The sequence below is a fragment of the Pseudomonas sp. Irchel 3H7 genome (assembly GCF_900187605.1).
Taxonomy (GTDB): Bacteria; Pseudomonadota; Gammaproteobacteria; order Pseudomonadales; family Pseudomonadaceae; genus Aquipseudomonas.
The window spans coordinates 18,100-41,395 of record NZ_FYEA01000020.1 but is presented as its reverse complement, the minus strand read 5'-3'; the positions used below and the strand labels follow the sequence as shown (position 1 = coordinate 41,395).

At 60.7% G+C, this 23,296-nt stretch carries 21 protein-coding genes and 2 pseudogenes; 14 read left to right on the top strand and 9 right to left on the bottom strand.

Translation table 11 applies throughout. From position 1 onward, the window contains the following. Positions 1–13: 13 nt before the first annotated feature. Positions 14–449: pseudogene (locus CKW38_RS27895) on the bottom strand (hypothetical protein). An 83-nt stretch (positions 450–532) separates the two neighbouring features. Between CKW38_RS27895 and CKW38_RS27890 the strand changes: the two are divergent. The 3 genes from CKW38_RS27890 to CKW38_RS27880 all read left to right on the top strand — a co-directional run bounded on the left by CKW38_RS27890 (position 533) and on the right by CKW38_RS27880 (position 3,201). Next, positions 533–883 carry a MerR family transcriptional regulator gene (locus CKW38_RS27890; RefSeq protein WP_095114408.1) on the top strand — a complete coding sequence of 117 codons (351 nt, stop codon included), beginning with the start codon at positions 533–535 and terminating at the stop codon, positions 881–883. A gap of 22 nt (positions 884–905) precedes the next feature. Further along, positions 906–1,592 carry an SDR family oxidoreductase gene (locus CKW38_RS27885; protein ID WP_086935984.1) on the top strand — a complete coding sequence of 229 codons (687 nt, stop codon included), beginning with the start codon at positions 906–908 and terminating at the stop codon, positions 1,590–1,592. Positions 1,593–1,842: 250 nt separating this feature from the next. After that, positions 1,843–3,201 (top strand): 8-oxoguanine deaminase, encoded by a 1,359-nt coding sequence (locus CKW38_RS27880; RefSeq protein WP_095114407.1) that lies wholly within the window; start codon positions 1,843–1,845, stop codon positions 3,199–3,201. Positions 3,202–3,328: 127 nt separating this feature from the next. Here CKW38_RS27880 and CKW38_RS27875 read toward each other — a convergent pair whose 3' ends face one another. Beyond that, positions 3,329–4,420: a calcium:proton antiporter gene (locus CKW38_RS27875; protein WP_095114406.1), complete on the bottom strand. Its 1,092-nt coding sequence runs from the start codon at positions 4,418–4,420 to the stop codon at positions 3,329–3,331. Positions 4,421–4,694: 274 nt separating this feature from the next. Here CKW38_RS27875 and CKW38_RS27870 point away from each other — a divergent pair, with 274 nt between their 5' ends. The 3 genes from CKW38_RS27870 to CKW38_RS27860 all read left to right on the top strand — a co-directional run bounded on the left by CKW38_RS27870 (position 4,695) and on the right by CKW38_RS27860 (position 7,910). Beyond that, positions 4,695–5,768, top strand: a complete 1,074-nt coding sequence (locus tag CKW38_RS27870) for a BMP family ABC transporter substrate-binding protein (protein WP_007914696.1) — start codon at positions 4,695–4,697, stop codon at positions 5,766–5,768. 142 nt (positions 5,769–5,910) lie between these two features. After that, positions 5,911–6,876, top strand: a complete 966-nt coding sequence (locus CKW38_RS27865) for a 2-oxoglutarate and iron-dependent oxygenase domain-containing protein (RefSeq protein WP_095114405.1) — start codon at positions 5,911–5,913, stop codon at positions 6,874–6,876. Between the two features lie 80 nt (positions 6,877–6,956). Continuing rightward, entirely contained in the window at positions 6,957–7,910 is a 954-nt protein-coding gene (locus CKW38_RS27860; RefSeq protein WP_007914694.1) for an adenosine deaminase, read from the top strand. Between the two features lie 118 nt (positions 7,911–8,028). Here the strand turns inward: CKW38_RS27860 and CKW38_RS27855 are convergent, their stop codons facing one another. The 3 genes from CKW38_RS27855 to CKW38_RS27845 all read right to left on the bottom strand — a co-directional run bounded on the left by CKW38_RS27855 (position 8,029) and on the right by CKW38_RS27845 (position 11,520). Then, on the bottom strand, positions 8,029–9,411 hold the full coding sequence (locus tag CKW38_RS27855; protein ID WP_095114404.1) for an MFS transporter: 1,383 nt from the start codon (positions 9,409–9,411) through the stop codon (positions 8,029–8,031). A gap of 127 nt (positions 9,412–9,538) precedes the next feature. After that, positions 9,539–10,273 (bottom strand): helix-turn-helix transcriptional regulator, encoded by a 735-nt coding sequence (locus tag CKW38_RS27850; RefSeq protein WP_007914692.1) that lies wholly within the window; start codon positions 10,271–10,273, stop codon positions 9,539–9,541. Between the two features lie 317 nt (positions 10,274–10,590). Continuing rightward, a complete protein-coding gene (locus CKW38_RS27845; protein WP_007914691.1) occupies positions 10,591–11,520 on the bottom strand; it encodes a LysR family transcriptional regulator in 930 nt (309 codons plus the stop codon). A 119-nt stretch (positions 11,521–11,639) separates the two neighbouring features. On the opposite strand from CKW38_RS27845, the gene CKW38_RS27840 reads away from it, so the two are divergent. The 3 genes from CKW38_RS27840 to CKW38_RS30265 all read left to right on the top strand — a co-directional run bounded on the left by CKW38_RS27840 (position 11,640) and on the right by CKW38_RS30265 (position 13,311). Continuing rightward, positions 11,640–11,933 carry a putative quinol monooxygenase gene (locus tag CKW38_RS27840; protein WP_007914690.1) on the top strand — a complete coding sequence of 98 codons (294 nt, stop codon included), beginning with the start codon at positions 11,640–11,642 and terminating at the stop codon, positions 11,931–11,933. A gap of 30 nt (positions 11,934–11,963) precedes the next feature. Next, the gene (locus CKW38_RS27835) at positions 11,964–12,977 is read left to right on the top strand and encodes a zinc-binding alcohol dehydrogenase family protein (RefSeq protein WP_007914689.1); all 1,014 of its coding nucleotides are present in this window, start codon (positions 11,964–11,966) and stop codon (positions 12,975–12,977) included. A gap of 160 nt (positions 12,978–13,137) precedes the next feature. After that, a complete protein-coding gene (locus CKW38_RS30265; RefSeq protein WP_007914687.1) occupies positions 13,138–13,311 on the top strand; it encodes a hypothetical protein in 174 nt (57 codons plus the stop codon). Between the two features lie 7 nt (positions 13,312–13,318). Here the strand turns inward: CKW38_RS30265 and CKW38_RS27830 are convergent, their stop codons facing one another. Both CKW38_RS27830 and CKW38_RS27825 read right to left on the bottom strand, forming a co-directional pair. Then, positions 13,319–14,521: a multidrug effflux MFS transporter gene (locus CKW38_RS27830; protein WP_095114403.1), complete on the bottom strand. Its 1,203-nt coding sequence runs from the start codon at positions 14,519–14,521 to the stop codon at positions 13,319–13,321. An 87-nt stretch (positions 14,522–14,608) separates the two neighbouring features. Beyond that, positions 14,609–14,806: a cation transporter gene (locus CKW38_RS27825; protein WP_007914683.1), complete on the bottom strand. Its 198-nt coding sequence runs from the start codon at positions 14,804–14,806 to the stop codon at positions 14,609–14,611. Between the two features lie 147 nt (positions 14,807–14,953). On the opposite strand from CKW38_RS27825, the gene CKW38_RS27820 reads away from it, so the two are divergent. From CKW38_RS27820 to cueR, 3 genes are all read left to right on the top strand, one after another. Then, positions 14,954–15,337: a hypothetical protein gene (locus CKW38_RS27820; protein WP_007914681.1), complete on the top strand. Its 384-nt coding sequence runs from the start codon at positions 14,954–14,956 to the stop codon at positions 15,335–15,337. Between the two features lie 163 nt (positions 15,338–15,500). Next, positions 15,501–17,894 (top strand): copper resistance metal-translocating P1-type ATPase CueA, encoded by a 2,394-nt coding sequence (gene cueA, locus CKW38_RS27815; protein WP_095114402.1) that lies wholly within the window; start codon positions 15,501–15,503, stop codon positions 17,892–17,894. Then, positions 17,891–18,304, top strand: a complete 414-nt coding sequence (cueR, locus tag CKW38_RS27810; protein ID WP_007914676.1) for a Cu(I)-responsive transcriptional regulator — start codon at positions 17,891–17,893, stop codon at positions 18,302–18,304. The genes cueA and cueR overlap by 4 nt, the downstream gene beginning before the upstream one ends. Here cueR and CKW38_RS27805 read toward each other — a convergent pair. Beyond that, on the bottom strand, positions 18,258–19,466 hold the full coding sequence (locus CKW38_RS27805) for an MFS transporter (protein ID WP_095114401.1): 1,209 nt from the start codon (positions 19,464–19,466) through the stop codon (positions 18,258–18,260). The genes cueR and CKW38_RS27805 overlap by 47 nt on opposite strands. Positions 19,467–19,800: 334 nt before the next feature. Next, positions 19,801–20,697: a PA4780 family RIO1-like protein kinase gene (locus CKW38_RS27800; protein WP_007914672.1), complete on the bottom strand. Its 897-nt coding sequence runs from the start codon at positions 20,695–20,697 to the stop codon at positions 19,801–19,803. A 447-nt stretch (positions 20,698–21,144) separates the two neighbouring features. On the opposite strand from CKW38_RS27800, the pseudogene CKW38_RS30775 reads away from it, so the two are divergent. Both CKW38_RS30775 and CKW38_RS30770 read left to right on the top strand, forming a co-directional pair. After that, positions 21,145–22,233: pseudogene (locus CKW38_RS30775) on the top strand (cache domain-containing protein); the annotation flags it as partial. Between the two features lie 90 nt (positions 22,234–22,323). Next, positions 22,324–23,091 (top strand): methyl-accepting chemotaxis protein, encoded by a 768-nt coding sequence (locus tag CKW38_RS30770; protein WP_371748302.1) that lies wholly within the window; start codon positions 22,324–22,326, stop codon positions 23,089–23,091. The last annotated feature ends 205 nt before the right edge of the window (positions 23,092–23,296 follow it).

The window sequence follows — 23,296 nt, the reverse complement described above, 5'->3', positions numbered from 1 at the left end:
AGCAGGCTCACTCCTACATTGGATCGGGTTCACAACCCCCTTGTAGGAGTGAGCCTGCTCGCGATGGCTTTTCAACAGGCAACACTTGAGCGATGCCCCACGCCAGTTCGAAGACCAGAAAAACCAGCAAAATCGAACTGGCGCCGTGGAGCAAGGCATACGCCTGCCAAGCCGCAAACAGAAACCGCGCCACCGCGTCATAGCGTCCATAAAGCGCCTGCGGATCACGAATCCGCAGCACCGCCCACACGCACACCACCCGAGCCCAGCAGATTCGCCATCAACATATGCACAGGCTGAAACACCGGCAGCTCGCCGGGCAAATTCAGCGCGCTCAACAATCCGTGCACAGCGGCAAAACTCCACGGCGTGGCAAACGCCGCCGTGACGACCAGGTCATACCAGGCACTGCCGCGCACCACGTTGCGATATTGCGTTGAAGTCCACATCATCCATGCTCCAGAAATTTGAGGAGCAACCACGGTAAAGCCTGGAGTATGCTCCAGGGTCAATAGCCCTTTTGAGAACCAGCATGCGCATCGGTGAGTTAGCCCAGGCCAGTGCCGTCAGCCGTGACACCCTGCGCTTCTACGAGCAGCGCGGGTTGATTGCGGCGCAGCGCAGCGCCAACGGTTATCGCGACTATCCGCCGGAGATGGTGCAACTGGTGCTCTATATCAAAACGGCGCAACGCCTGGGATTTACCCTCGGCGAGATCGGCAACAGCGTCGCCGCGTTGTGGAATGCCCCCAATCCTGACAACGCCGTGGCGCAGTTGCTGCGCGACAAACTGCAACTGATCGAAACCCGCATGCGCGAACTCGACGCGCTGCGTCAGGAGTTGCAACTTCGCCTCGGTCAGGCCTGTCCATTGAATCCATGATCCTCATTCATCAAGGAAGCCCATCATGTCTGCAAAAAACGCACTGATCATCGGCGCCTCCCGGGGCCTTGGCCTCGGTCTGGTGAAAACCCTGCTGGCCGACGGCTGGCAAGTCACCGCCACCGTGCGCAATCCGCAAAACGCCGAGGCGCTGCAAGCGCTGGGCAAAGTGCGGATCGAGAAGCTCGACATGGACGATCAGCAAGCGGTGATCGCTCTGAGTCAGCAGCTCAAAGGCGAAACCTTCGACCTGCTGTTCGTCAACGCCGGGGTCAAAGGCCCGGCCGATCAGACCCCGGGCGGCGCGACTCTGGCTGAAGTCGGTCAGCTGTTTTTCACCAACGCGGTGGCGCCGATCAATCTGGCGCAACGGTTTGTCGGGCAGATTCGTGACGGCAGCGGTGTGCTGGCGTTCATGAGTTCCGGGCTGGGCAGTGTGACGGTGCCGGACGCGCCGGAACTGGCGTTGTACAAGGCCAGCAAGGCTGCGCTGAACTCGATGACCAACAGTTTTGTCACCCAATTGGGCGAGCAGAAAATGACCGTGTTGTCGCTGCATCCGGGTTGGGTGAAGACCGATATGGGCGGCGAAGGGGCTGACCTTGATGTGGAAACCAGCACCCGTGGATTGATTGATCAGGTGAATGCGTACACCGGCAAGGGCGGACATCACTTCATCAATTACAAGGGCGAAACGATTCCCTGGTAATTGATGATCCCCTGTAGGAGCTGCCGAAGGCTGCGATCTTTTGATTTTTTTTAAGATCAAAAGATCGCAGCCTTCGGCAGCTCCTACAGGGGTTATGTATTTTGGTGATGTTGTCCTGTCGGGTTGGGCTTGCCCGGTGTGGCAATTTGTTTGAAACTGCGCACCTCGTCCCTCGCGGCGACCCTGGATCAGCAGACAGGGCATCACTGAGCTGGCAACCCTGAACCCCATTTTCAGAGGAGCCGGCAACATGCCCGCGACCCGTACCTGGTTAAAAAATCCCCTCGCCACTTTCACTTCTAACGAGCTCGATGCCCGTGGCGGTCTTGTCGTGCAAGACGGTGTCATCGTCGAAGTCCTCGCCGCTGGCCAACAGCCGTCGGCGCCGTGCAATGCAGTGTTCGATGCCCGCGAGCATGTGATCCTGCCGGGCCTGATCAACACCCACCATCACTTCTATCAAACCCTCACCCGCGCTTGGGCGCCGGTGGTCAATCAGCCGTTGTTCCCATGGCTGAAAACCCTGTACCCGGTGTGGGCGCGCCTGACGCCGGAAAAACTCGCCCTCGCCAGCAAAGTCGCTTTGGCCGAACTGCTGCTGTCGGGCTGCACCACCGCTGCCGACCACCACTACCTGTTCCCGGACGGTCTGGAAAACGCCATCGATGTGCAAGTCGAAAGCGTGCGGGAGCTGGGCATGCGCGCCATGCTCACACGCGGCTCGATGAGCCTCGGCGAGAAGGACGGCGGTTTGCCGCCGCAGCAGACCGTGCAGGAAGGCCAAGTGATTCTCGACGACAGTCAGCGCCTGATTCACGAGTACCACGAACGTGGCGACGGCGCGCAGATCCAGATCGCCCTGGCACCGTGCTCGCCGTTCTCGGTGACCCCGGAAATCATGTCGGCCAGCGCCGAACTGGCGAACAAGCTCGACGTGCGTCTGCACACGCACTTGGCGGAAACCCTCGACGAAGAGGATTTCTGCCTGCAGCGTTTCGGCCTGCGCACCGTCGATTATCTCGACAGCGTCGGCTGGCTCGGCCCGCGCACTTGGCTGGCCCACGGCATCCACTTCAACCCGGACGAAATCACTCGACTCGGCGAGGCGGGCACCGGTATTTGCCATTGCCCGAGCTCGAACATGCGTCTGGCTTCCGGCATCTGCCCGAGTATCGATCTGACTGACGCGGGTGCGTTGTTTGGTCTGGGCGTGGATGGGTCGGCGTCCAACGATGCGTCGAACATGATTCTCGAAGCGCGTCAGGCGCTGTACATCCAGCGTCTGCGTTACGGCGCCGAGAAGATCACCCCGGAACGCGTACTGGGCTGGGCGACCAAGGGTTCGGCGAGCTTGTTGGGCCGTACCGATATTGGTGAGATTGCCGTGGGCAAGCAGGCGGATCTGGCGTTGTTCAAGCTTGATGAGCTGCGCTTCTCGGGCAGCCATGATCCGATTTCCGCGTTGCTGTTGTGCGGCGCGGATCGTGCGGATCGGGTGATGATTGGTGGCAAGTGGCGTGTGGTGGATGGCCAGGTTGAAGGGCTCGACTTGAAAGGCCTGATCGCTGATCACAGCCAGGCGGCGCGCCAGCTGATCGCAGGTACCTGATCCCCCTCCCCATCTGATCGTTCCCACGCTCTGCGTGGGAATGCATCTCGGGACGCTCCGCGTCCCAGCGGCGGACGCAGAGCGTCCATGGCGGCATTCCCACGCGGAGCGTGGGAACGATCAATCATCAGAGACCGAGCAGGGACAGCATGATGAAGGTCGCGAACAGCACGAAGTGCGTCATGCCCTCGATGGCATTGGTCTCACCGTCATTGAGGTTGATCGCACTAACGATCAGCGTGATGAAGATCATCACCGTCTGCACCGGCGTCATCGCCATCTGAAACGGCTGGCCGGTGTACAGGGCCATCGCCTCCATCACCGGCACCGTCAGAATCACCGTCGACAGTGACGCGCCCATCGCAATGTTCACCACCGACTGCATGCGGTTGGCCAATGCTGCGCGCAACGCGGTCAGAATCTCCGGCGCTGCGGATATCGCCGCCACCAGAATCGCCGTGATCACCGGCGGTGCACCCGTGCCTTCCAGGCCCAGATCGAGGGTCTTCGACATTACCTCGGCCAATGCGCCGATCACCACAATGCCAAACACCAGAATGCCGATCGACAGACCGATGCTCGGTGCTTTTGCCTGAGCGTCCTGCGGTTCTTTCTTACGGCGTTTGTCGGGGTAGCTGTAGCTGAAAAAGTAACTGTGCGGGCCGACCTGCATGCGCAGAAACAACGCGTAAAGCACGACCATCGCGCCGATGGTGAACGCTGAATAAATCTTCCAGTTGGCCTCGGGAATGAACTCCGGCACCACCATCGACACGCCCATGGCGGTGAGGATCATCACGCTGTAGCTGCGCGCGGAATCGTCGTTGTAGGACTGTTCGCCGTGTTTGATCCCGCCCATCAGCGCTGCGAGGCCGAGGATGCCGTTGATGTCGAGCATCACGGCGGAGTAGATCGTGTCGCGCACCAGCGTGGGCGACGCTTCGTTGCTCATCATGATTGCCAGAATAACCACTTCGACCAGCACGGCCGCAAGCGTGAGGATCATCGTGCCGTAAGGGTCGCCGACCTTTTCGGCGAGCAATTCGGCGTGATGGGCGACGCGCATCGAGGCGGCGACGATGAAGGCGATCAGCACCAGACCGGCAGTCAGCGCGACGATCTGGCCGCTGTGCAGCATCCAGTGTTCCAACGAATAGGCAACGCACGCGGCGATAACTGCCAGCAGGAGAAAGCTTTCTTGCTTGAGGAGGGTGAGCATGGCGGGCCTTTTGCCGAAGAGAGCGAATGAGCTACTGACTGCGGAGCGGCGCTAACGTTTCGTTACACCTTAGCGCACCAAGCGATGGCGTGAACTCGCGGACTTGCACTGCGTTGGTCCGGGCGCTGAAAAGATCGCAGCCTTCGGCAGCTCCTACAGCTTGCGCATTCCCATGTAGGAGTTGCCGAAGGCTGCGATCTTTTTTGTTTGTTGTCCTGTTGGTCAGCAATTTGCATTGGCCCTGACCACACACAACAAAACGGAGCTCCAATTCATGCAAATACGTCCGCTGCACAAACTGCTGTGCGCCGCCCTCGGTCTGGGGATCAGCCTGAGCGCCAGCGCTGCCGATCCGCTGAAGGTCGGTTTCGTCTATATCGGCCCGATCGGTGACCACGGCTGGACGTATCAGCATGAACAGGGGCGCAAGGCACTCGCGGAGAAATTCGGCAATCAGATCACCACCAACTACGTCGAGAACGTCGCCGAAGGTGCCGACGCCGAGCGGGTGATCCGCAACATGGCCAAGGACAAGTACGACCTGATCTTCACCACCTCTTTCGGCTACATGAACCCGACCGTGAAGGTCGCCAAACAATTTCCCAAGGTGACCTTCGAACACGCTACCGGCTACAAACAGGACAAGAACCTCGGCACCTATCTGGCGCGCACTTACGAGGGTCGCTACGTCGGCGGTTTTCTCGCGGCGAAGATGACCAAGACCAAAAAGATCGGTTACGTCGCCTCGTTCCCGATCCCCGAGGTGATCCGCGACATCAACGCGATTCAACTGGCCTTGAACAAATACAACCCCGGCACCGAGATCAAAGTGGTGTGGGTCAACTCGTGGTTCGACCCGGGCAAGGAGGCCGACGCGGCCAACGCGCTGATCGATCAGGGCGTCGACGTGGTGTTCCAGCACACCGACAGCCCGGCGCCGATTCAGGCGGCTGAGCGTCGTGGCGTGTACGCGGTGGGTTATGCCTCGGACATGGCGCACTTCGGGCCAAAAGCGGTGCTGACCTCGATCGTCAACGACTGGGCGCCGCACTATATTCAGGCGACGCAAAGCGTGATCGACCACACCTGGAAATCCCAGGACTACTGGGGCGGGCTGAAGGAAGGCACGGTTGAACTGCCGATCAGTGACTTGGTGCCAGCGCCGGTGAAAGCCGAGGCCGAGCAACTCATTGCCGACATCAAGAGCGGTGCGTTGCAGCCGTTTACCGGGCCGATCAAGGATCAGGCCGGCGTGGAGAAAATCCCCGCAGGCGTGAGCGCGACGAATGCGGAGCTGGCGTCGATGAACTATTACGTTGAAGGCATGAAGGCTGAGATGCCGAAGTAATTTCAGTCATACCACCATCCCTTGTAGGAGTGAGCCTGCTCGCGATAGCGGTGGGTCATTCAGCAAAAGTGTCGCCTGATACACCGCTATCGCGAGCAGGCTCACTCCTACATTTGATCTTCAGCGCTCTCAAGGATTGTGTATGGATCAGCTTCCGATCATCGATATCAGCCCGCTCTACAGCGACGATGAAAACGCCTGGCCCGCCGTGGCCGGGCAAATCGACCACGCCTGCCGCGAGTGGGGCTTTTTCTACATCAAGGGTCACCCGATTTCGGCGCAACGCATCGACGCGGTGCTCGATCAGACTCAGCGTTTTTTTGCTCTGCCCGCAGCGGAAAAACTCAAGATCGACATCACCCAGACCCGCCACCATCGCGGCTACGGTGCGATCGCCACCGAGCAACTCGACCCAAGCAAACCCAGCGACCTCAAAGAAACCTTCGACATGGGCCTGCACCTGCCGGCCAACCATCCCGACGTACTCGCCGGAAAACCGTTGCGCGGGCCGAACCGTCATCCGGCGCAAACCGGCTGGGCCGAGTTGATGGAACAGCATTACCTCGACATGCAGGCTCTCGCCCAAACCCTGCTGCGGGCAATGACTCTCGCGCTGGGCATCGAGCGCGACTTCTTCGACAGCCGTTTCAACGACCCCGTCAGCGTGCTGCGCATGATCCATTACCCACCGCGCCACACCGCCAGCTCCGCCGAGCAGCAAGGCGCCGGCGCGCACACCGATTACGGCTGCGTCACCCTGCTCTATCAGGACAGCGCCGGTGGCTTGCAAGTGAAGAATGTCAAAGGCGAATGGATCGACGCGCCACCGATTGAGGGCACTTTCGTGGTCAACCTCGGCGACATGATGGCGCGCTGGAGCAACGACCGTTATCGCTCGACGCCGCACCGCGTCATCAGTCCGCTCGGGGTCGATCGCTATTCGATGCCGTTCTTCGCCGAGCCGCACCCGGACACGCGCATCGAATGCCTGCCCGGTTGTCAGGACGCACAACACCCAGCGAAGTATCCGACCACCACCTGCGCCGAATTCCTGCTCTCGCGCTTCGCCGATACCTACGCTTATCGCCGTGAGCAGGAAGCCGTTTGATGGATCGCTTGGTCAGGTTTTGCCAATTGTTTCGGCGAGCATCTGTAGAATGCCGCCATTGCACCTGATGAGAAAAGAATATGTACGACTGGCTCAATGCCTTGCCCAAGGCTGAACTGCACCTGCACCTGGAAGGCTCGCTGGAGCCCGAGCTGCTGTTCGCCCTGGCCGAACGCAACAAGATCGCCCTGCCGTGGAACGACGTGGAAACCCTGCGCAAGGCTTACGCCTTCAACAACCTGCAGGAATTCCTCGACCTGTATTACCAAGGTGCCGACGTATTGCGCACCTCGCAGGACTTCTACGACCTGACCTGGGCCTACCTGCTGCGCTGCAAAGCACAGAACGTCATTCACACTGAACCGTTCTTCGACCCGCAGACCCACACCGACCGGGGCATCCCGTTCGAAGTGGTGCTCAACGGCATCGCCGCGGCGTTGAAGGATGGCGAGCAGCAACTGGGCATCACCAGCGGTTTGATCCTCAGTTTCCTGCGCCACCTCAGCGAAGAACAAGCCGAGAAAACTCTCGATCAAGCGCTGCCGTTCCGTGATGCGTTTGTCGCGGTCGGCCTCGACAGCTCCGAGATGGGCCACCCGCCGAGCAAGTTCCAGCGCGTGTTCGACCGTGCCCGCCACGAAGGCTTCCTGACCGTCGCCCACGCTGGCGAAGAAGGCCCGCCGGAGTACATCTGGGAGGCCATCGACCTGCTGAAAATCCAGCGTATCGACCATGGCGTGCGCGCCATCGAAGACGAGCGCCTGATGCAGCGGATCATCGATGAGCAGATCCCGCTGACCGTGTGCCCGCTGTCGAATACCAAGCTTTGCGTGTTCGATCACATGTCGCAGCACAACATCCTCGACATGCTCGAGCGTGGCGTGAAGGTTACGGTGAACTCCGATGACCCGGCGTACTTCGGTGGTTACGTGACCGAGAACTTCTACGCACTGCATGAGCATTTGGGCATGACCCAGGATCAGGCCAAGCGCCTGGCGCAGAACAGCCTGGATGCGCGACTGGTAAAGCCATAAGCAACACCGCAAAACCTTTGTAGGCCTTCGCCGGCTCGCGATAGCAGGGTGTCAGCTAAAAAATCTATATCTGACACTCCGCTATCGCGAGCAGGCTCACTCCTACATTGGATCGGTGTTAGCCGATAGATTGGGTTTCAGTCAGCTCTTCCAGGGTTTTCCCGCGCGTCTCCATCCCGAACAGCCACACCACCCCCGCCGCTATCGCAAAGCACGCCGCGCCCAGCGCAAACACCCCGCCCTGCCCGGTAATCGGGAACACCAGCCCGGTCACCAACGGCCCGAGCAGCGACCCCACGCGGCCAATTGCCGAGGCGAAGCCCGAACCGGTTGCCCGTGCCGACGTCGGATACAACTCCGGCGTGTAGGTGTAGAGCACCGCCCACATACCGAACAGGAAAAACTGCATCAACAGCCCGGTGCTGATCAGCAGCGCAACGTTGCCGCCAAACACCGCGCTCTGCCCATACAGAAACGCCATCACCCCGCCGCCGAGCAACGTGACGATGCACACCGGTTTGCGCCCCCAGCGCTCGACCAGCCACGCCGCCATCAGAAACCCGGGAATCCCGCCCAGGGAAATCAGCACCGTGTAATACACCGACTGCGTCACCGCGAAACCCGACTGTTGCAGCAGCGCACTGAGCCACGACGTCAGCCCGTAAAAGCCAAGCAGCGCAAAGAACCACAGACTCCAGATCATTGTGGTGCGCTGGCGATACTGCGGCGACCAGATCTGTTTGAGCGCCGAAAAGAAGTTGCCCGGCGGCGTCACAGTGCGCGGCAAACGAATCGGTTCCGGCAGCGCCGCACCGCCCAGCGAGTTGCGCACCCGCGCCTCGATGCCGTTCAACACCTTGTCCGCAGCGTCATCGCGCCCCGCCTGTTCCAGCCAGCGCGGTGACTCGGGAATGAAAAAGCGGATCGCCAGCACAAACACTGCCGGCACGGCCAACACCAGAAAGATGTCGCGCCAGCCAATCAGTGGCAGCAGAAAGTAGGACAGCACGCCAGCAGCGACGAAGCCGAGCGGCCAGAAGCCGTCCATCAACGCGATGTAACGACCGCGACGTTGCGCCGGAATCAGCTCGGACAACATCGACTGGGCGATGGGAAACTCCATGCCCATGCCGATCCCCAACAGGATGCGGAACAGTGTCAGCATCTCGACCGTTTGCGCCGTCGAGCACAGATAACTGGCCACGCCCCACAGCACGATGCTCCACTGAAACACCGGTTTGCGCCCGAAGCGGTCGGCGAGCATGCCCGACAGCGACGCTCCCAGCACCATGCCGAAGAAGCTCGAACTGGCGAGCAGCCCCGCTTGCGCACTGCTCAGGCCGAACTCGGCTTTGATCGAGCCGAGCAGGAACGTCATCATCGCCAGGTCCATGGAGTCGAAGAAAAACGCCAGGGCAATAATGATGAAAATGATCCGGTGATAACCGCTTATTGGCAGTCGCTCCAAGCGTTCCGCCGCGCTGTAGCCGTGTGTGTCCATGCCGCCTCCCCCGATCCGAAATATCCCCGGATCGAGTGTGCGCGATAGCGCTCAGGCGTTGCTGCTGGATGCGACCTGTTCGCAGTCGTGGACGACGCCAGAAGTGCTGACGTCGAATGCGAGTGCTCTACAACGCCATTTCCAGTTCGGTTTCCTTGGCGAAGCGGTGCAGTTCCCGTTGGCCAGTGGCCGTCAATTGCAAGGCTCTGGAATCGTTGGGCAGGGTCAGCCAACCGGACTGCATGAACAACTGCAGCAACGCGGCACCCAGTGAGCCTCCCATGTGCGGACGACGCTCGCTCCAGTCCGGACAGGCACACGCCACTTGTACGTTGCGATGGGCCAACGCTTGAATGAACACACCGCGCCCAGCCAACAATTTCGCCCCCTTGTGGGTCACCACGACGCGTTGCTCAAGCTGTTCGATCCAACCGGCATCAAGCAGCCGCTGATACAGATCCGCCGCCAGCGTACCGCCCAGATGGTCATCGCAAAAACGCGCACGCAACAGTGAGGACGGCGCGGTCTGCGGTTTGGCCATGGGGGTGGTGCGTTTGAATACCTCGGGAATGTCCCTTGGAGCACTGGCAATGGTAGCGCTGGCCAACGCTTCTATTGCAGCGCCGACCTCCGGTGCCGAGAGACGGAAAAACCGTTTGCGACCGCGGACTTCGACCTTCAACAGACCACCCGTGGAAAGCCGCGCCAAGTGCGCGCTGGCCGACGACGGCGACAGCCCTGCCAGTAGCGCAAGCTCCTCGGTTTGCCGGGCCGAGCCATCCATCAACGCCCACATCATCGCGCTGCGCTTGGGGTCGGCCAGCAACGTGGCGATCTGGCTGATGCAAGGTGCATGTTCCATGTGTTCACTCCCTGTTGAATCGTATCGTCTACTGCTCGGAGACATCTTGGCCGGTAATGAGTCATCGGCCAAGACGCGAAAATCGCCATGAACCGGGACAAGGCAGGCCAGTGACGCAGCCTGCTCCAGCACAGAACCCGCAGCAGTTGCGCGACCATCACTCGAATACTGGCGACGCGGTGCGAGGGTCTCCGGGCCGGGGTGTCGGTGCTGGCATGAGGCGGGCGCTAGTATAAGCGGGTTAGCTCCCGCGTCCCGCGCCGGGGCCTGCGCAGGTGGTGATTGTTCCTGACAGAAATTTCTCTATTTACCTGCGACTAATGATCAACTTCCGAAAAAGCGGGAAATTGACTACTCAAATCAGCGCATCGGCTGGCGAGCATTTCCCGCAGAAGGTTCACCGGCTTACTCAATTGAGCGCGATGGGCGCACAACAAATTCAGCGGTGCGCGCTCACACAGCAACTCCGGCAGCAGCACTTTGAGACGCCCGGCGAGCACATCGGCGCCCACGTCCAGCCACGACTTGTAGGCAATTCCGGCGCCGGCCACCGCCCACAGGCGCACCACGTCGGCGTCATCGCTGAAACGGTCACCACTGACGGTCAGGCCGACTTCACGTTTGCCGTCATGAAAACTCCAATGGTCATGCACCCGACTGCCGAGCATGTACAGCAGGCAGTTGTGCTGGGCCAGTTGTTCAAGCTGGCGCGGTTCGCCGTGCCGGGCCAGATACGCCGGCGAGGCACACAGCACACGACGGTTATGCGGGGCGATGGGCAAGGCGACCAGGCTTGAGTCTTCCGGTTCGCCATAACGCAAGGCGATGTCTACCGGTTGGCGGAACAGGTCAGCAATGCGGTCGCCGAGCAGCAAACGCACGGTCAGCTTCGGGTGTTCGCGCTGGAACGCGTCGAGCCATGGCAGCAACAGATTGCGGCCGAAGTCCGAAGGTGCCGACAACTGCAAGACCCCACTGACCTGATCCTGGCCGCTGGCCAGCAAGCGCCGGCCTTCATCGAGATTGCTCAACGCCGCGCGGGCGTATTCGAGAAAGCCTTCACCTTCGGCCGTCAGACGCAAACTGCGGGTCGAACGCGCGAGCAACCGCGCGCCGAGTTGCTGTTCGATCCGTTTCAACGCCGCACTGGCCACGGCCGCAGACATGTCCATTACCCGCGCTGCCGCCGACAGACTGCCCAGATCCGCCGCCCGGACAAACAACTGCAAGTCATCGAAACGCAGCATGATCAGCCTCGATTATCAAAAAAATATTGAAAGAGACTGCTCTTTTAGCCGGTTTTATCTCGCAGAGAAATAGCCAATCATCACTCCATCGCATTCATCCCGCTTCTCTGGAGCCGAGCATGTCCCAGCCTTTCACCGCTATCGCCACCCTGATTGCCAAACCCGGTCAACAGGATCTTCTCGAACAGGGCTTGCGCGCCCTGGTTGAACCGAGCCGCGCCGAACACGGTTGCAGCCAGTACGACCTGCACCGCGACCTCACCGACCCGCAGGTGTTTTATGTGATCGAACACTGGGCCAGCGAAGCGATTCTTGAGGCGCACAACAACAGCGCGCACTTTCAGAACTTCCAGGCCACTGCCGGCCACACCATCGAACACTTCCAGCTCAAGCGCCTTGGCGTGATTGCCTGATCTTCTTCTATTAACTGTACGGAGCCCTTCATGAAAGCCATTGCCTATTACGCTTCCCTGCCGATCAGCGACGCCAAATCCCTGCAAGACATCGAACTGCCAGAACCGGTCGCCGGCCCGCGCGACCTGCTGGTGGAAGTCAAAGCCATTTCGGTCAACCCGGTCGACACCAAAGTGCGGCAGAACGTGGCACCGGAAAACGCTGCAGCGAAAGTGCTGGGCTGGGACGTCGCCGGTGTGGTCAAGGCTGTCGGCAGCGAAGTGACGCTGTTCAAGGCTGGCGACAAGGTTTTCTACGCCGGCTCCATCGCCCGTGCCGGCGGCAACAGTGAACTGCACGTGGTCGATGAGCGCATCGTCGGCCATATGCCGAAATCTCTCGGATTTGCCGAAGCTGCCGCACTGCCGCTGACCGCGATCACCGCATGGGAATTGCTGTTCGAACGCTTGCAAATCCGCGAAGGCAAAACCAACGAAGATCAGAGTTTGCTGATCGTTGGCGCGGCCGGCGGGGTTGGCTCAATCCTCACGCAATTGGCCAGGCAACTGACCGGCCTGAAAGTCATCGGCACCGCATCCCGTGAGCAAACCCGTGACTGGGTCAAACAACTGGGCGCCGACCTCGTCATCGATCACAGCCAGCCGCTGAGCGAAGAACTCAAGCGCGCCGGGATCGACAGCGTGACCCACGTCGCCAGCCTGACCCAGACCGAACAGCACCTCGATCAACTGGTCGAAGCGCTGGCGCCGCAAGGCAAACTGGCACTGATCGACGATCCGAAGTCGCTGGACGTGAGCAAACTCAAGCGCAAGAGCCTGTCGCTGCACTGGGAGTTCATGTACACCCGCTCGCTGTTCGAGACGCCGGACATGATCGAACAGCACAAACTGCTTAACCGCGTGGCGCAGCTGATTGATGCCGGGACGTTGAAGACCACGGTGGGCGAGCACTTCGGCACGATCAATGCGGCGAACCTGCGTCGTGCTCATGAGCTGCTGGAAAGTGGCAAAGCCAAGGGGAAAATTGTTTTAGAAGGTTTCTAAAAAACCGCACGTCGCAGCCTTCGCCGAACCTAGAGCGGTCGGCGGGGCTGCGCTGTTTTTTGCCGTCAGTCCGATGCTTGACCGTTGTCACAATTGCGATCGTATTCAGGTCTACAATCGAAGCCTCTGCGATACATCTTTTACGCAAGGGAGGTCAGCAATGAAGATCCTGATAAAAGAAGTGGCAAAGTCCCAATGGCAGGTTCGTCTGGACCAACACGCCGTGACATTCCGCAGTGAAGCCGAAGCACTGGCCTTCACCCGCACCCTCGAAGCGCGACTGTGCGCGCCCCATCAGATTCCCGACCGCAGCCAGCAGCGCGCTGCCGGCTGAGGCTGTTTTATGCCTCGGCCTGAGCTTGCGCCAGTGCCCGGGCATTCTGCAGACGGCGGGTGAGCAGCGCCACACACACCACCAGCAAACCGCACAGGCTGATAACCATCGCCATCGGCACGGCTGTGCCGTCGTGCAACACCCCCACCAGTGCCGAAGCGCCGGCGGCGACGCTGAATTGCATGCAGCCGAGCAGCGCCGAGGCACTGCCGGCGCGCGCACCCTGGCCGTTCATCGCGCAGGCAGCGGCGTTGGGGCTGATGCAGCCCAGGCTCGACACGCAGATGAACAGTGGAATCAGCAGCGGCCACAAGGACTCGGTATGCATTGCGCTGACCGCGAGCAGCGCCAGCCCGGCAGCGAAATACACCCACACTGCCCTCGACAGCAGGAACGCCGGGCCGCGTTTGGCCAACATCCGCGCATTGACCTGCGCCACCAGAATGAAGCCCGCCGCATTGGTACCGAACAGCCAGCCGAAATGTTCGGCCGGGACGCCATACAACTTGATGAAGATAAACGGCGAGCCGGCGATGTAGGCAAACATCCCGGCGATGGCGATGCCACCGGTCAGGGCATGACCGAGGTAAACCCGATCCTTGAGCAAGCGCCCGTACTGGCGCAGGGCGCCGGACAACGGCTGGCGCGGCATGTGCGCCGGCATACTTTCCGGCAGCCCCAGCGCCACGGCCAAACCGGCCAAGGCACTGAACCCGGTCAGCACAAGGAAGATCGACTGCCAGCCTGTGGTGTTGACCAGCAGACCGCCGAGCATCGGCGCCAGAATTGGCGCCAGGCCCATCACCAGCATCAATTGCGAGAAGACTTTCGCCGAACCCACCGCGTCGCACTTGTCGCTGACCACCGCCCGGGAAATCACCATCCCCGCACAACCGCCCAACGCCTGGACGAAACGTGCGCCGATCAGCCATTCCAGGTTCGGCGCATAAGCGCAGGCGAGCGATGCCAGGGTGAACAGCGTAAGCCCGACGAGTAACGGGATGCGTCGGCCAAAGCGATCCGCCACCGGCCCATAAGCCAGTTGGCCGATCGACAACCCGGCGAAATATGCCGCCAGCGTCATCTGCACGTGTTTCTCGTCGGTGCCGAACGCCAGCGCCATCGAGGGGAATGCGGGTAAATAGAAGTCGATGGCCAAGGGCCCGAAGGCGGTCAAGGCACCGAGAATCAGAATGGTACGGAAGTTCATCAGGCATCCAGGTTGCAAGTCGGCAGCCCGACAGTCTAGCCGCGCCCGGACGCCTTGAACATTCCGATAGCTCGCTAACGATCAATTTCAGACGAGCTTCACCTCATATCCCTCTTCGCGAATCGCTTCGATGACCTGATCAGCACTCATGGCGCTTTCGACGCCGACCTCTTTCGCCGCCAGATCGACCCGCACGCTGGCCGCCGGATCCTTGGCCTGCACGGCGTTGGTGATGGCTTTGACGCAGTGACCGCAGGACATGCCTTGAACGTTGAACACTTGCATGGAATGACTCCTTTGAGTGAGGTTGCCGCCACTTTCGAGCTTGCCACGATGGCAAGGTCAAGTTCTTCAATAAACTGCCGGGCTGGCAATCGGCGCCGCGCTCGGCCAAGCTGCGTACATCAATGACTCGATTCAGGAGATTCAGCCATGCGCTGGTCAGCTTTCAGCCTGTTTGGCTTTCTCGGCCTTTTTGCCGCCGTCCCTCAGGTGCAAGCCGCCGGCGAGGACTATGCGGTGCTGATCATTTCCCGCGAGCGTCTGGAAGTGTCGACCTCGTGTGAGATCGGCGTGTACATCCAGGATCAGCTCTCGGCGCGGTTGCTGCAGGAGCAAAGCATTTCCTTCAACCTGCCGCCTGGCACTGTTTCGCTGCGCTTGAAGTTGCTGCCGGGACAAGTCGCCGGTTGCAACCCGGGGATGCTCGCGCCGGGGTCGCAGGAGATCAAATTGCATGCGGGTGATGTGCTGAAGTATCGGTTGGCGATGAATTCCGAAGGCGTCTACTTGAAGCCTGCGGCTCTCGAATACTGAGTCGCTAGCCAAAAGATCGCAGCCGTCGGCAGCTCCTACAGGGATTGCATTCCAATGTAGGAGCTGCCGAAGGCTGCGATCTTTTGCATTTGAGATTGGCGCTTGACCTTGCCCGCATGGCAAGGTTGATCCTTGTAGGCATCTACTACAGGGAGTACGACCGATGTCCGATTCCATCACTTTCGATCTGCCGATTGCCGGCATGACCTGCGCCAGTTGCGCCGGGCGTGTCGAGCGGGCATTGAGTAAAGTCAGCGGCGCCAGTGCCGTCAGCGTCAACCTCGCCACCGAGCAGGCCCGTGTGCAGGCACCCGGCGACAGCCTGCCGGCCTTGATGGAGGCGGTTGAACGCGCCGGTTACAGCGTCCCGCAGCAAACCCTGGAACTGAACATCGAAGGCATGACCTGCGCCTCCTGCGTCGGTCGCGTCGAGCGTGCGCTGAACAAAGTCCCCGGTGTGAAAGGCGTCAGCGTCAACCTGGCCAACGAACGTGCGCACCTCGAACTACTTGGCCAGGTCGATCCGCAAAGTCTGCTCGACGCGGTGAGCAAGGCCGGCTACTCGGCCAGCGTCTGGCAAGCTGATCACCCGCAAACCGATATCCAACAGCAGCGGCTGAAACATGAACGCTGGGCGCTGATCTGCGCGATCGCCCTCGCCCTGCCGCTGGTGGCGCCGATGTTGCTGCAACCGTTCGGCATTCACTGGATGCTCCCGGCTTGGGCGCAATTCGCCCTCGCCACGCCGGTGCAGTTCATTTTTGGTGCGCGCTTTTACGTCGCCGCGTGGAAAGCCGTTCGCGCTGGTGCTGGCAACATGGACTTGCTGGTCGCCCTCGGCACCAGCGCCGGCTACGGCCTGAGTCTTTATGAATGGGCCACCGCTGCCGGGCGCATGCCGCACCTGTATTTCGAAGCATCGGCGGTGGTCATTGCCTTGGTGCTGCTCGGTAAATATCTCGAGAGCCGCGCCAAACGCCAGACTGCCAGCGCCATCCGCGCCCTCGAAGCGTTGCGGCCGGAGCGGGCGATTCAAGTGATCGAAGGCCGCGAGCAGGACGTCGCTATCAGCGCCCTGCGCCTGGGCGATCTGGTGCTGGTCAAACCCGGCGAGCGTTTCCCGGTCGACGGCGAAGTCATCGAAGGCCAGAGCCACGCTGATGAAGCACTGATCAGTGGCGAAAGCCTGCCGGTACCGAAACAACCGGGCGACAAAGTCACCGGTGGCGCGATCAACGGTGAAGGTCGCTTGCTGGTGCGCACTCAGGCACTCGGCGCGGAAACCGTACTGGCGCGGATTATTCGTCTGGTGGAAGACGCCCAAGCGGCCAAGGCACCGATTCAGAAACTGGTGGATAAAGTCAGCCAGATCTTCGTGCCGACGGTGTTGCTGATTGCCCTCGCTACGCTGATCGGCTGGTGGCTCTACGGTGCGCCAATGGAAACGGCACTGATCAATGCTGTCGCGGTGCTGGTCATCGCTTGCCCATGTGCACTGGGCCTTGCCACGCCGACGGCGATCATGGCCGGCACCGGTGTAGCAGCGCGTCACGGCATTCTGATCAAGGATGCCGAAGCGCTGGAGCGCGCCCATGAAGTCAGCAGCGTGGTCTTCGACAAGACCGGTACGCTGACCTCCGGCACACCGCGTATCGCCCACTTCAGCGCCATCGACGGTGACGAAAACAACCTGCTGACACTGGCCGGCGCTCTACAACGCGGCAGCGAACACCCACTGGCCAAAGCCGTGCTGGATGCAGCCGCCGAGCGCGGCTTGACGGTGCCCGAGGTCAGCGACAGCCAGTCGCTGACCGGTCGCGGCATCGCCGGCAATCTCGACGGCCGGCGCCTGGCGCTGGGCAATCGGCGGATGCTCGAAGAAAGTGATTTGAGCGCGGGCAACCTGAGCGAATCTGCCCAGGCATGGGAGGCCGAGGGCCGCACCCTGTCGTGGTTAATCGAACAAAGTCCTGAACCGCAAGTACTCGGCTTGTTCGCCTTCGGTGACACTTTGAAACCCGGTGCACTGGAAGCCGTACAACAACTGGCCGCGCGAAATATCCACAGCCATCTGCTGACCGGCGACAACCGTGGCAGCGCTCGCGTCGTCGCCGAGGCCCTGGGCATCAGCAATGTCCACGCTGAAGTGCTGCCAGCGGACAAAGCCGCCACCGTCACTGAGCTGAAAAAAACCGGCGTGGTCGCCATGGTCGGTGACGGCATCAACGACGCGCCGGCCCTCGCCGCTGCCGACATCGGTATCGCCATGGGCGGCGGCACCGACGTGGCCATGCACGCGGCGGGCATCACCCTGATGCGCGGCGACCCACGCTTGGTGCCGGCGGCGCTGGAGATCAGCCGCAAGACCTATGCGAAGATCCGCCAGAACCTGTTCTGGGCCTTCGTCTACAACCTGATCGGTATTCCGCTGGCGGCGTTCGGCTTCCTCAATCCGGTGCTGGCCGGTGCGGCGATGGCGCTGTCGAGCGTCAGCGTGGTGAGCAATGCGCTACTGTTGAAAACCTGGAAACCCAAGGACCTGGAGGAGCACCGATGAACATCGGTCAAGCGGCCAAACACAGTGGCCTCAGCGCGAAAATGATCCGTTATTACGAGTCGATCGGCCTGCTCAAAGCGGCGCATCGCACCGACAGCGGTTATCGGCTCTACGGTGACGATGACCTGCACACGCTGGCATTCATCAAGCGCTCGCGGGACTTGGGCTTTTCCCTGGAAGAAGTCGGCAAACTGCTGACCCTGTGGCAGGACCGCCAGCGCGCCAGCGCTGATGTGAAGGCGTTGGCGCGCCAGCACATCGACGAGTTGAATCAGAAGATTCGCGAACTTGGCGAGTTGCGTGACACCCTGCAAGACCTCGTCGAGCACTGCAACGGCGACCACCGTCCCGACTGCCCGATTCTCAAGGAGCTGGCGTCGGGCTGCTGCGCGCAACCCGCCCGCGCTTGAGCGCCAACAGTTTCACCGTGAGCAATGTGCCGAGGGGAATGCCGTGGAACAGCATGACCACGGCACCCGGCGTCCACCACGCGTAGAAAGGCGCGGCGATGAGCATGCCGATGCCGAACCCGGTCATCTGCAGCAAAGTCAGCACGCTGAAAATCGGCAGGCGTAACTGCTCGGGTTCGCGTTGCAGACGCGACATCAGCCCGACTTCGGAAAAGCCGTCACCCAGTCCCGCCGGCAATGAAAACAGCAGCAGGCCGTAGAGGCTGTGTTGCTGGAACATCAGGATAAAGCCGCAGGACATCAGCGCCACGCCGAAGAAAAACCGTCGCTCGAGGTCAATGTTGTCCGAACCCTTCAGACGACTGGCGATTCGCGCACCCAGCAGTTTGCCGCTGGCCCACACCGCCAGCATCAACCCCAGCGTGGTACTCGCCGACTCTGGCGTGAGCAGTTTGGAAATGATCGGAAAGCCGACGTTGTGCGCGGCGCTGCCCAGGGTGTCGGCCATGGTCACCGCAAGCATCGCAGCAACCACCGGCGCAGCACGCAAGCCCTGTTTGAGGGCTGACCATTCGCTGCGTTCGGTTTCCTCGTTGGCTGTTGCAGGTTCGAAACGCAGCGGCACGATCAACAATGCTGCCAGCAAATAGGTCAGTGCATTCAGTGCGAACACCGTTTCAAAACCAAAACCCGCCACCAGCAAACCCGATACCAGACTGCCACCGACCATCGCGGCAGATGAGGCCGAGGTGATCCAGGCGTTGGCCTTGAGCAGTTGATCGGCGGGGATCAGACGCGGCAACTGACTGTTGAGGCCGATGGCGAACATCGAGTTGCCCAAGCCCAGACCGAAGGCAATCACCGGCAACAGCATGGCTTGCTGGCTGACAGGCACAATCAATAACAGACCCAGCACACTGGCGCGCAGCAGATCGAACGCGATCAGTGGCACGCGTCCGCTGCATCGCCGGTAAAACGCGGTGCCGATCAAACTGGCAAAGATCCCCCCACCCACGCGGCTGGCGAGGAAAATCCCGACGCTCATGGCGCTGTTGCTCAGCAGGTAGACGTAGGTGGCCAGCGCGACCATGTTGAGGAAGGCGCCGAAATCGGAGATCAGTCGGGCGGTGACGATCAGGTGGGTGTTGCGCAGGATGGTCACATTCAGTCCTTGAGTGTGGCTGGAGCGGTGGACAGTAGACGCGAAATTGCGTTGATCCGAAAGGGCCCTCACCCTAACCCTCTCCCAGGGGGAGAGGGGACTGATTGGGGGATGCTGTGGAGATACGCCGACCTGAAATTTCTTTACCGAATCCAAACAGGTCCAAATGCTGACCTCGTCCAATCCGTAATCGACCCGGTGTTTCAGGTCGATGTATGACGCAAGACACCTCGGTCGGCCCCCTCTCCCTCTGGGAGAGGGTTGGGGTGAGGGGCTTCTAGGGATTCTGATTCAAACAAAAAACCCGGCCGAAGCCGGGTTTCTCATCAAGCGATCACTGCATCCACGGTGGCGGCGGTGGTTCGTCGGACTTGCCTTTCGGCTCGTCGTCCGCTGCGCGGATGGCCTGCTTGCGTTCCTCGTCGAGGCGCGCCGCTTCGATCTCGCGCAATACCCCGCCCACATCGGCCAGGTCTTCCGGATCATCGAACTCACCGGTCAGCACACTGTTCGGGTGCAAGGTGCCGGCTTCGTACAACGCCCACATTTCCTTGGCGTACTTGGTCAGTTTCAATTCCGGCGCAAAGCGACCGAAGTACGAAGCCATGTTGCCGACATCGCGCTCCAGCATGCTGAACGCATGGTTGTTGCCGGCAGCGTCGACGGCTTGCGGCAAGTCGATGATGACCGGACCGGTCGGCGTCAGCAGCACGTTGAACTCCGAGAGGTCACCGTGCACCAGACCGGTACACAACATCAGCACGATCTGCGAGATCAGGAACGCGTGATACTCGCGCGCCTGATCCGGCTCCAGCACCACGTCGTTCAGACGCGGCGCGGCATCGCCGAATTCGTCGGCCACCAACTCCATCAACAGCACGCCGTCGAGGAAGTCATACGGCTTGGGCACCCGCACGCCGGCACCGGCCAGACGAAACAGCGCCGCCACTTCGGCGTTCTGCCAGGCATCTTCAGTCTCTTTGCGACCGAACTTGGAGCCCTTGGCCATCGCCCGAGCCTGTCGGCTATTACGAACCTTGCGGCCTTCCTGATACTCGGCCGCCTGGCGGAAACTGCGTTTGTTCGCCTCCTTGTAGACCTTTGCGCAACGTAACTGATTGCCGCAGCGCACCACATAAACAGCTGCTTCTTTACCACTCATCAGTGGGCGCAGCACTTCGTCGACCAGACCGTCCTCGATCAGGGGTTCAATGCGTTTTGGAGTCTTCATCAGCTTTTATTGTGGGTCCTTTATTACCAAACACGCGAATGTCACTCGTTATACGGCAATCCTCGCATCACGGGGAGGGGTTGCCGACCTGTGAACGTTGAGAATGCACACACTGTGCCGGATTAAACAGGGCCAACTCTGCGTTCGCGCATCGACCGTCGAGAATCATAGCCGAGCCTGTTGTACTTGTTGGTACATGTCTTCAAGGGCATTTGCGACAGAATCTGACATTTGGCTGATGCCCCTTCGGAAGATTTTTGCAAAGTCGCCTCAATTTCCCTGTTTCGCAGCCGAAGTCCTCAATGACAGAGGGATTTGTCCGACAATCGTTCCACAATAATCAGCGATGCCGCACTCAGGGCAACGGGTGATCCATAACGTTTTCGGCTGCCAATAAACCACAAGTCATCTGCACTGCGTGGGCCTACAAGAAAATCTGGAGCGCGGATGAACATCAAACAGAAATTGACGTGGGCGTTTGCAATCATCGCCTGCTTGCCGGTGGTGCTGGTCGCAACGCTGGTGGTGATGAACCTGCGCAGCGATGCCCGGGACAGCTTTGTCGACAGCAGCGGTCGCGAGATCCGTCAGGTCAGCAATGCCATGCAGCTGTTTTTTGATGGCATCAGCCAGAACGTCGATTACCTGGCGTCGCAACCGCTGATCAAAAACACCGACGACAGCCTCAAGACCTACATGGGCGCCAACGCCGAATCCATCCCGCAGGGCGAGATGGACAAAAAGGTCTTCGCGTTCCTCCAGGACCTGGGCAACGCTCACCCGGCTTACGCCTACGCCATCGTCGGTACCGCTGCCGGTGGTTACGTGTCGTGGCCGGACGATCCCAAGCTCAACAACTACGACCCGCGTCAGCGGCCGTGGTACAAGGCTGCCCAGGCCAAACCGGGCAAGCCGTTGCGTACCGCCGCTTATTACTGGGCGCAGGACGATGCGACCTACGTCAGCACCGTGCGCACCATCGACAACAAACTCGGCAGCAACGGCGGCGTGGTCAGCATCGACGTGACGCTCAAGCAGCTCACCGAGATCGTCAAACAGATCAAGCTGGGCGAAACCGGCTACCTGATGCTCCTGGAAAACAGCGGCACGGTGCTGGTCGACCCGAAACAGCCGGAACACAATTTCAAGCCGCTGGACAGCCTCGGCGAAGGATATGCGCAACTGGCCAAGGCCGGCAAAGGCCTGGTGGAAGTCGAGCTTAATGGCGAGCGCTACATGGCCAACGTCTGGCCGTCGGAGCAATTGGGCTGGACCTTCGTTGGCCTGATCAAGCAGAGCGACGTGATGAGCTCGGCCACGCAACTGACCTGGCTGATCGCGATCATCGCTGCCGTGCTGGCCGTGCTGTTCGCCGTGGTCGGCGCCAGTTTCGCCAGCCTGATCGTGCGTCCGATTCGCAGCGTCGCCAGCGGTCTGGAAGGCATCGCGCAGGGCGAAGGCGACCTGACCAAAAACCTCGACATTCGGGGCAACGACGAAACCGCGCAACTGGCTAACTGGTTCAATCAGTTCCTCACTGCGATCCGCAGCCTGATTCAGCACATCGGCGGCGCCGCCGGGAAAATCCTCGCGACCTCGCAGAGCTCGACCCGCGTGTCGAGCGACATGGCCGAAGCGGCCGGGCGGCAGCGTGAAGCCGTCGACATGGTCTCGACCGCCTTCCACGAAATGGTCGCCACCGCCAACGAAGTCGCGCGCTCGTGCAGTCAGGCGGCGGACTCGGCGGACAGCGGCCAGCGTCAGGCTCGTCAAGGCCAGCAGCAGATTGATGCGGCGGTGCACAGCGTCGACCAACTGAGCCAAGAGCTGGAGCAATCGGCGCAGTCGATGCAGCAACTGGAGCGCGACAGCAACGATATCCAGTCGATCCTCGGCACCATCCGTTCCATCGCCGAACAGACCAACCTGCTGGCGCTCAACGCCGCCATCGAAGCGGCGCGTGCCGGTGAACAGGGCCGCGGTTTTGCCGTGGTCGCCGATGAAGTGCGCGCACTGGCCAAACGCACCGCGGATTCGACGGCAGAGATTGATGGCCTGCTCGGCAATCTGGCCAAGCGCACCAGCCAGGTCACGCAACAGATGCACGCCAGCCTGCAAGTGTCGCAGCAGTCGGTGACACGCATCGGCGAGGCGCGCGAGAGTTTCGGGCAGATCCGCGAGTCGGTGGACGTGATTCGTGACATGAACACGCAAATCGCTACCGCCGCTGAAGAACAGCATCAGGTGGCAGAGGACATTAACCGGCACATCAGCCAGATTCACGGGGATGCGCAGTTGGTGGCAGAACTGGCCAACTCGGCGCGTCTGGATTCGCAGAGTCTGGCGGGGTTGTCGAATGAGCTGGATGGGTTGGTCAGACGGTTTCGTACCTGAACCTCAACAGCGACCCCAGCCCTCTCCCAGAGGGAGAGGGGGCTGACCGAGGTGTCTGGCGGCATGCATCGACCTGAAATACCCCGTCGATTATGGATTCGGTAAAGCAAGATCAGGTCGGTGTAACTCTAAAGCATCCCCCAATCAGTCCCCTCTCCCTCTGGGCGGTCCGACGTTTCGGGAGGGCTAGGGTGAGGGGCTCTTC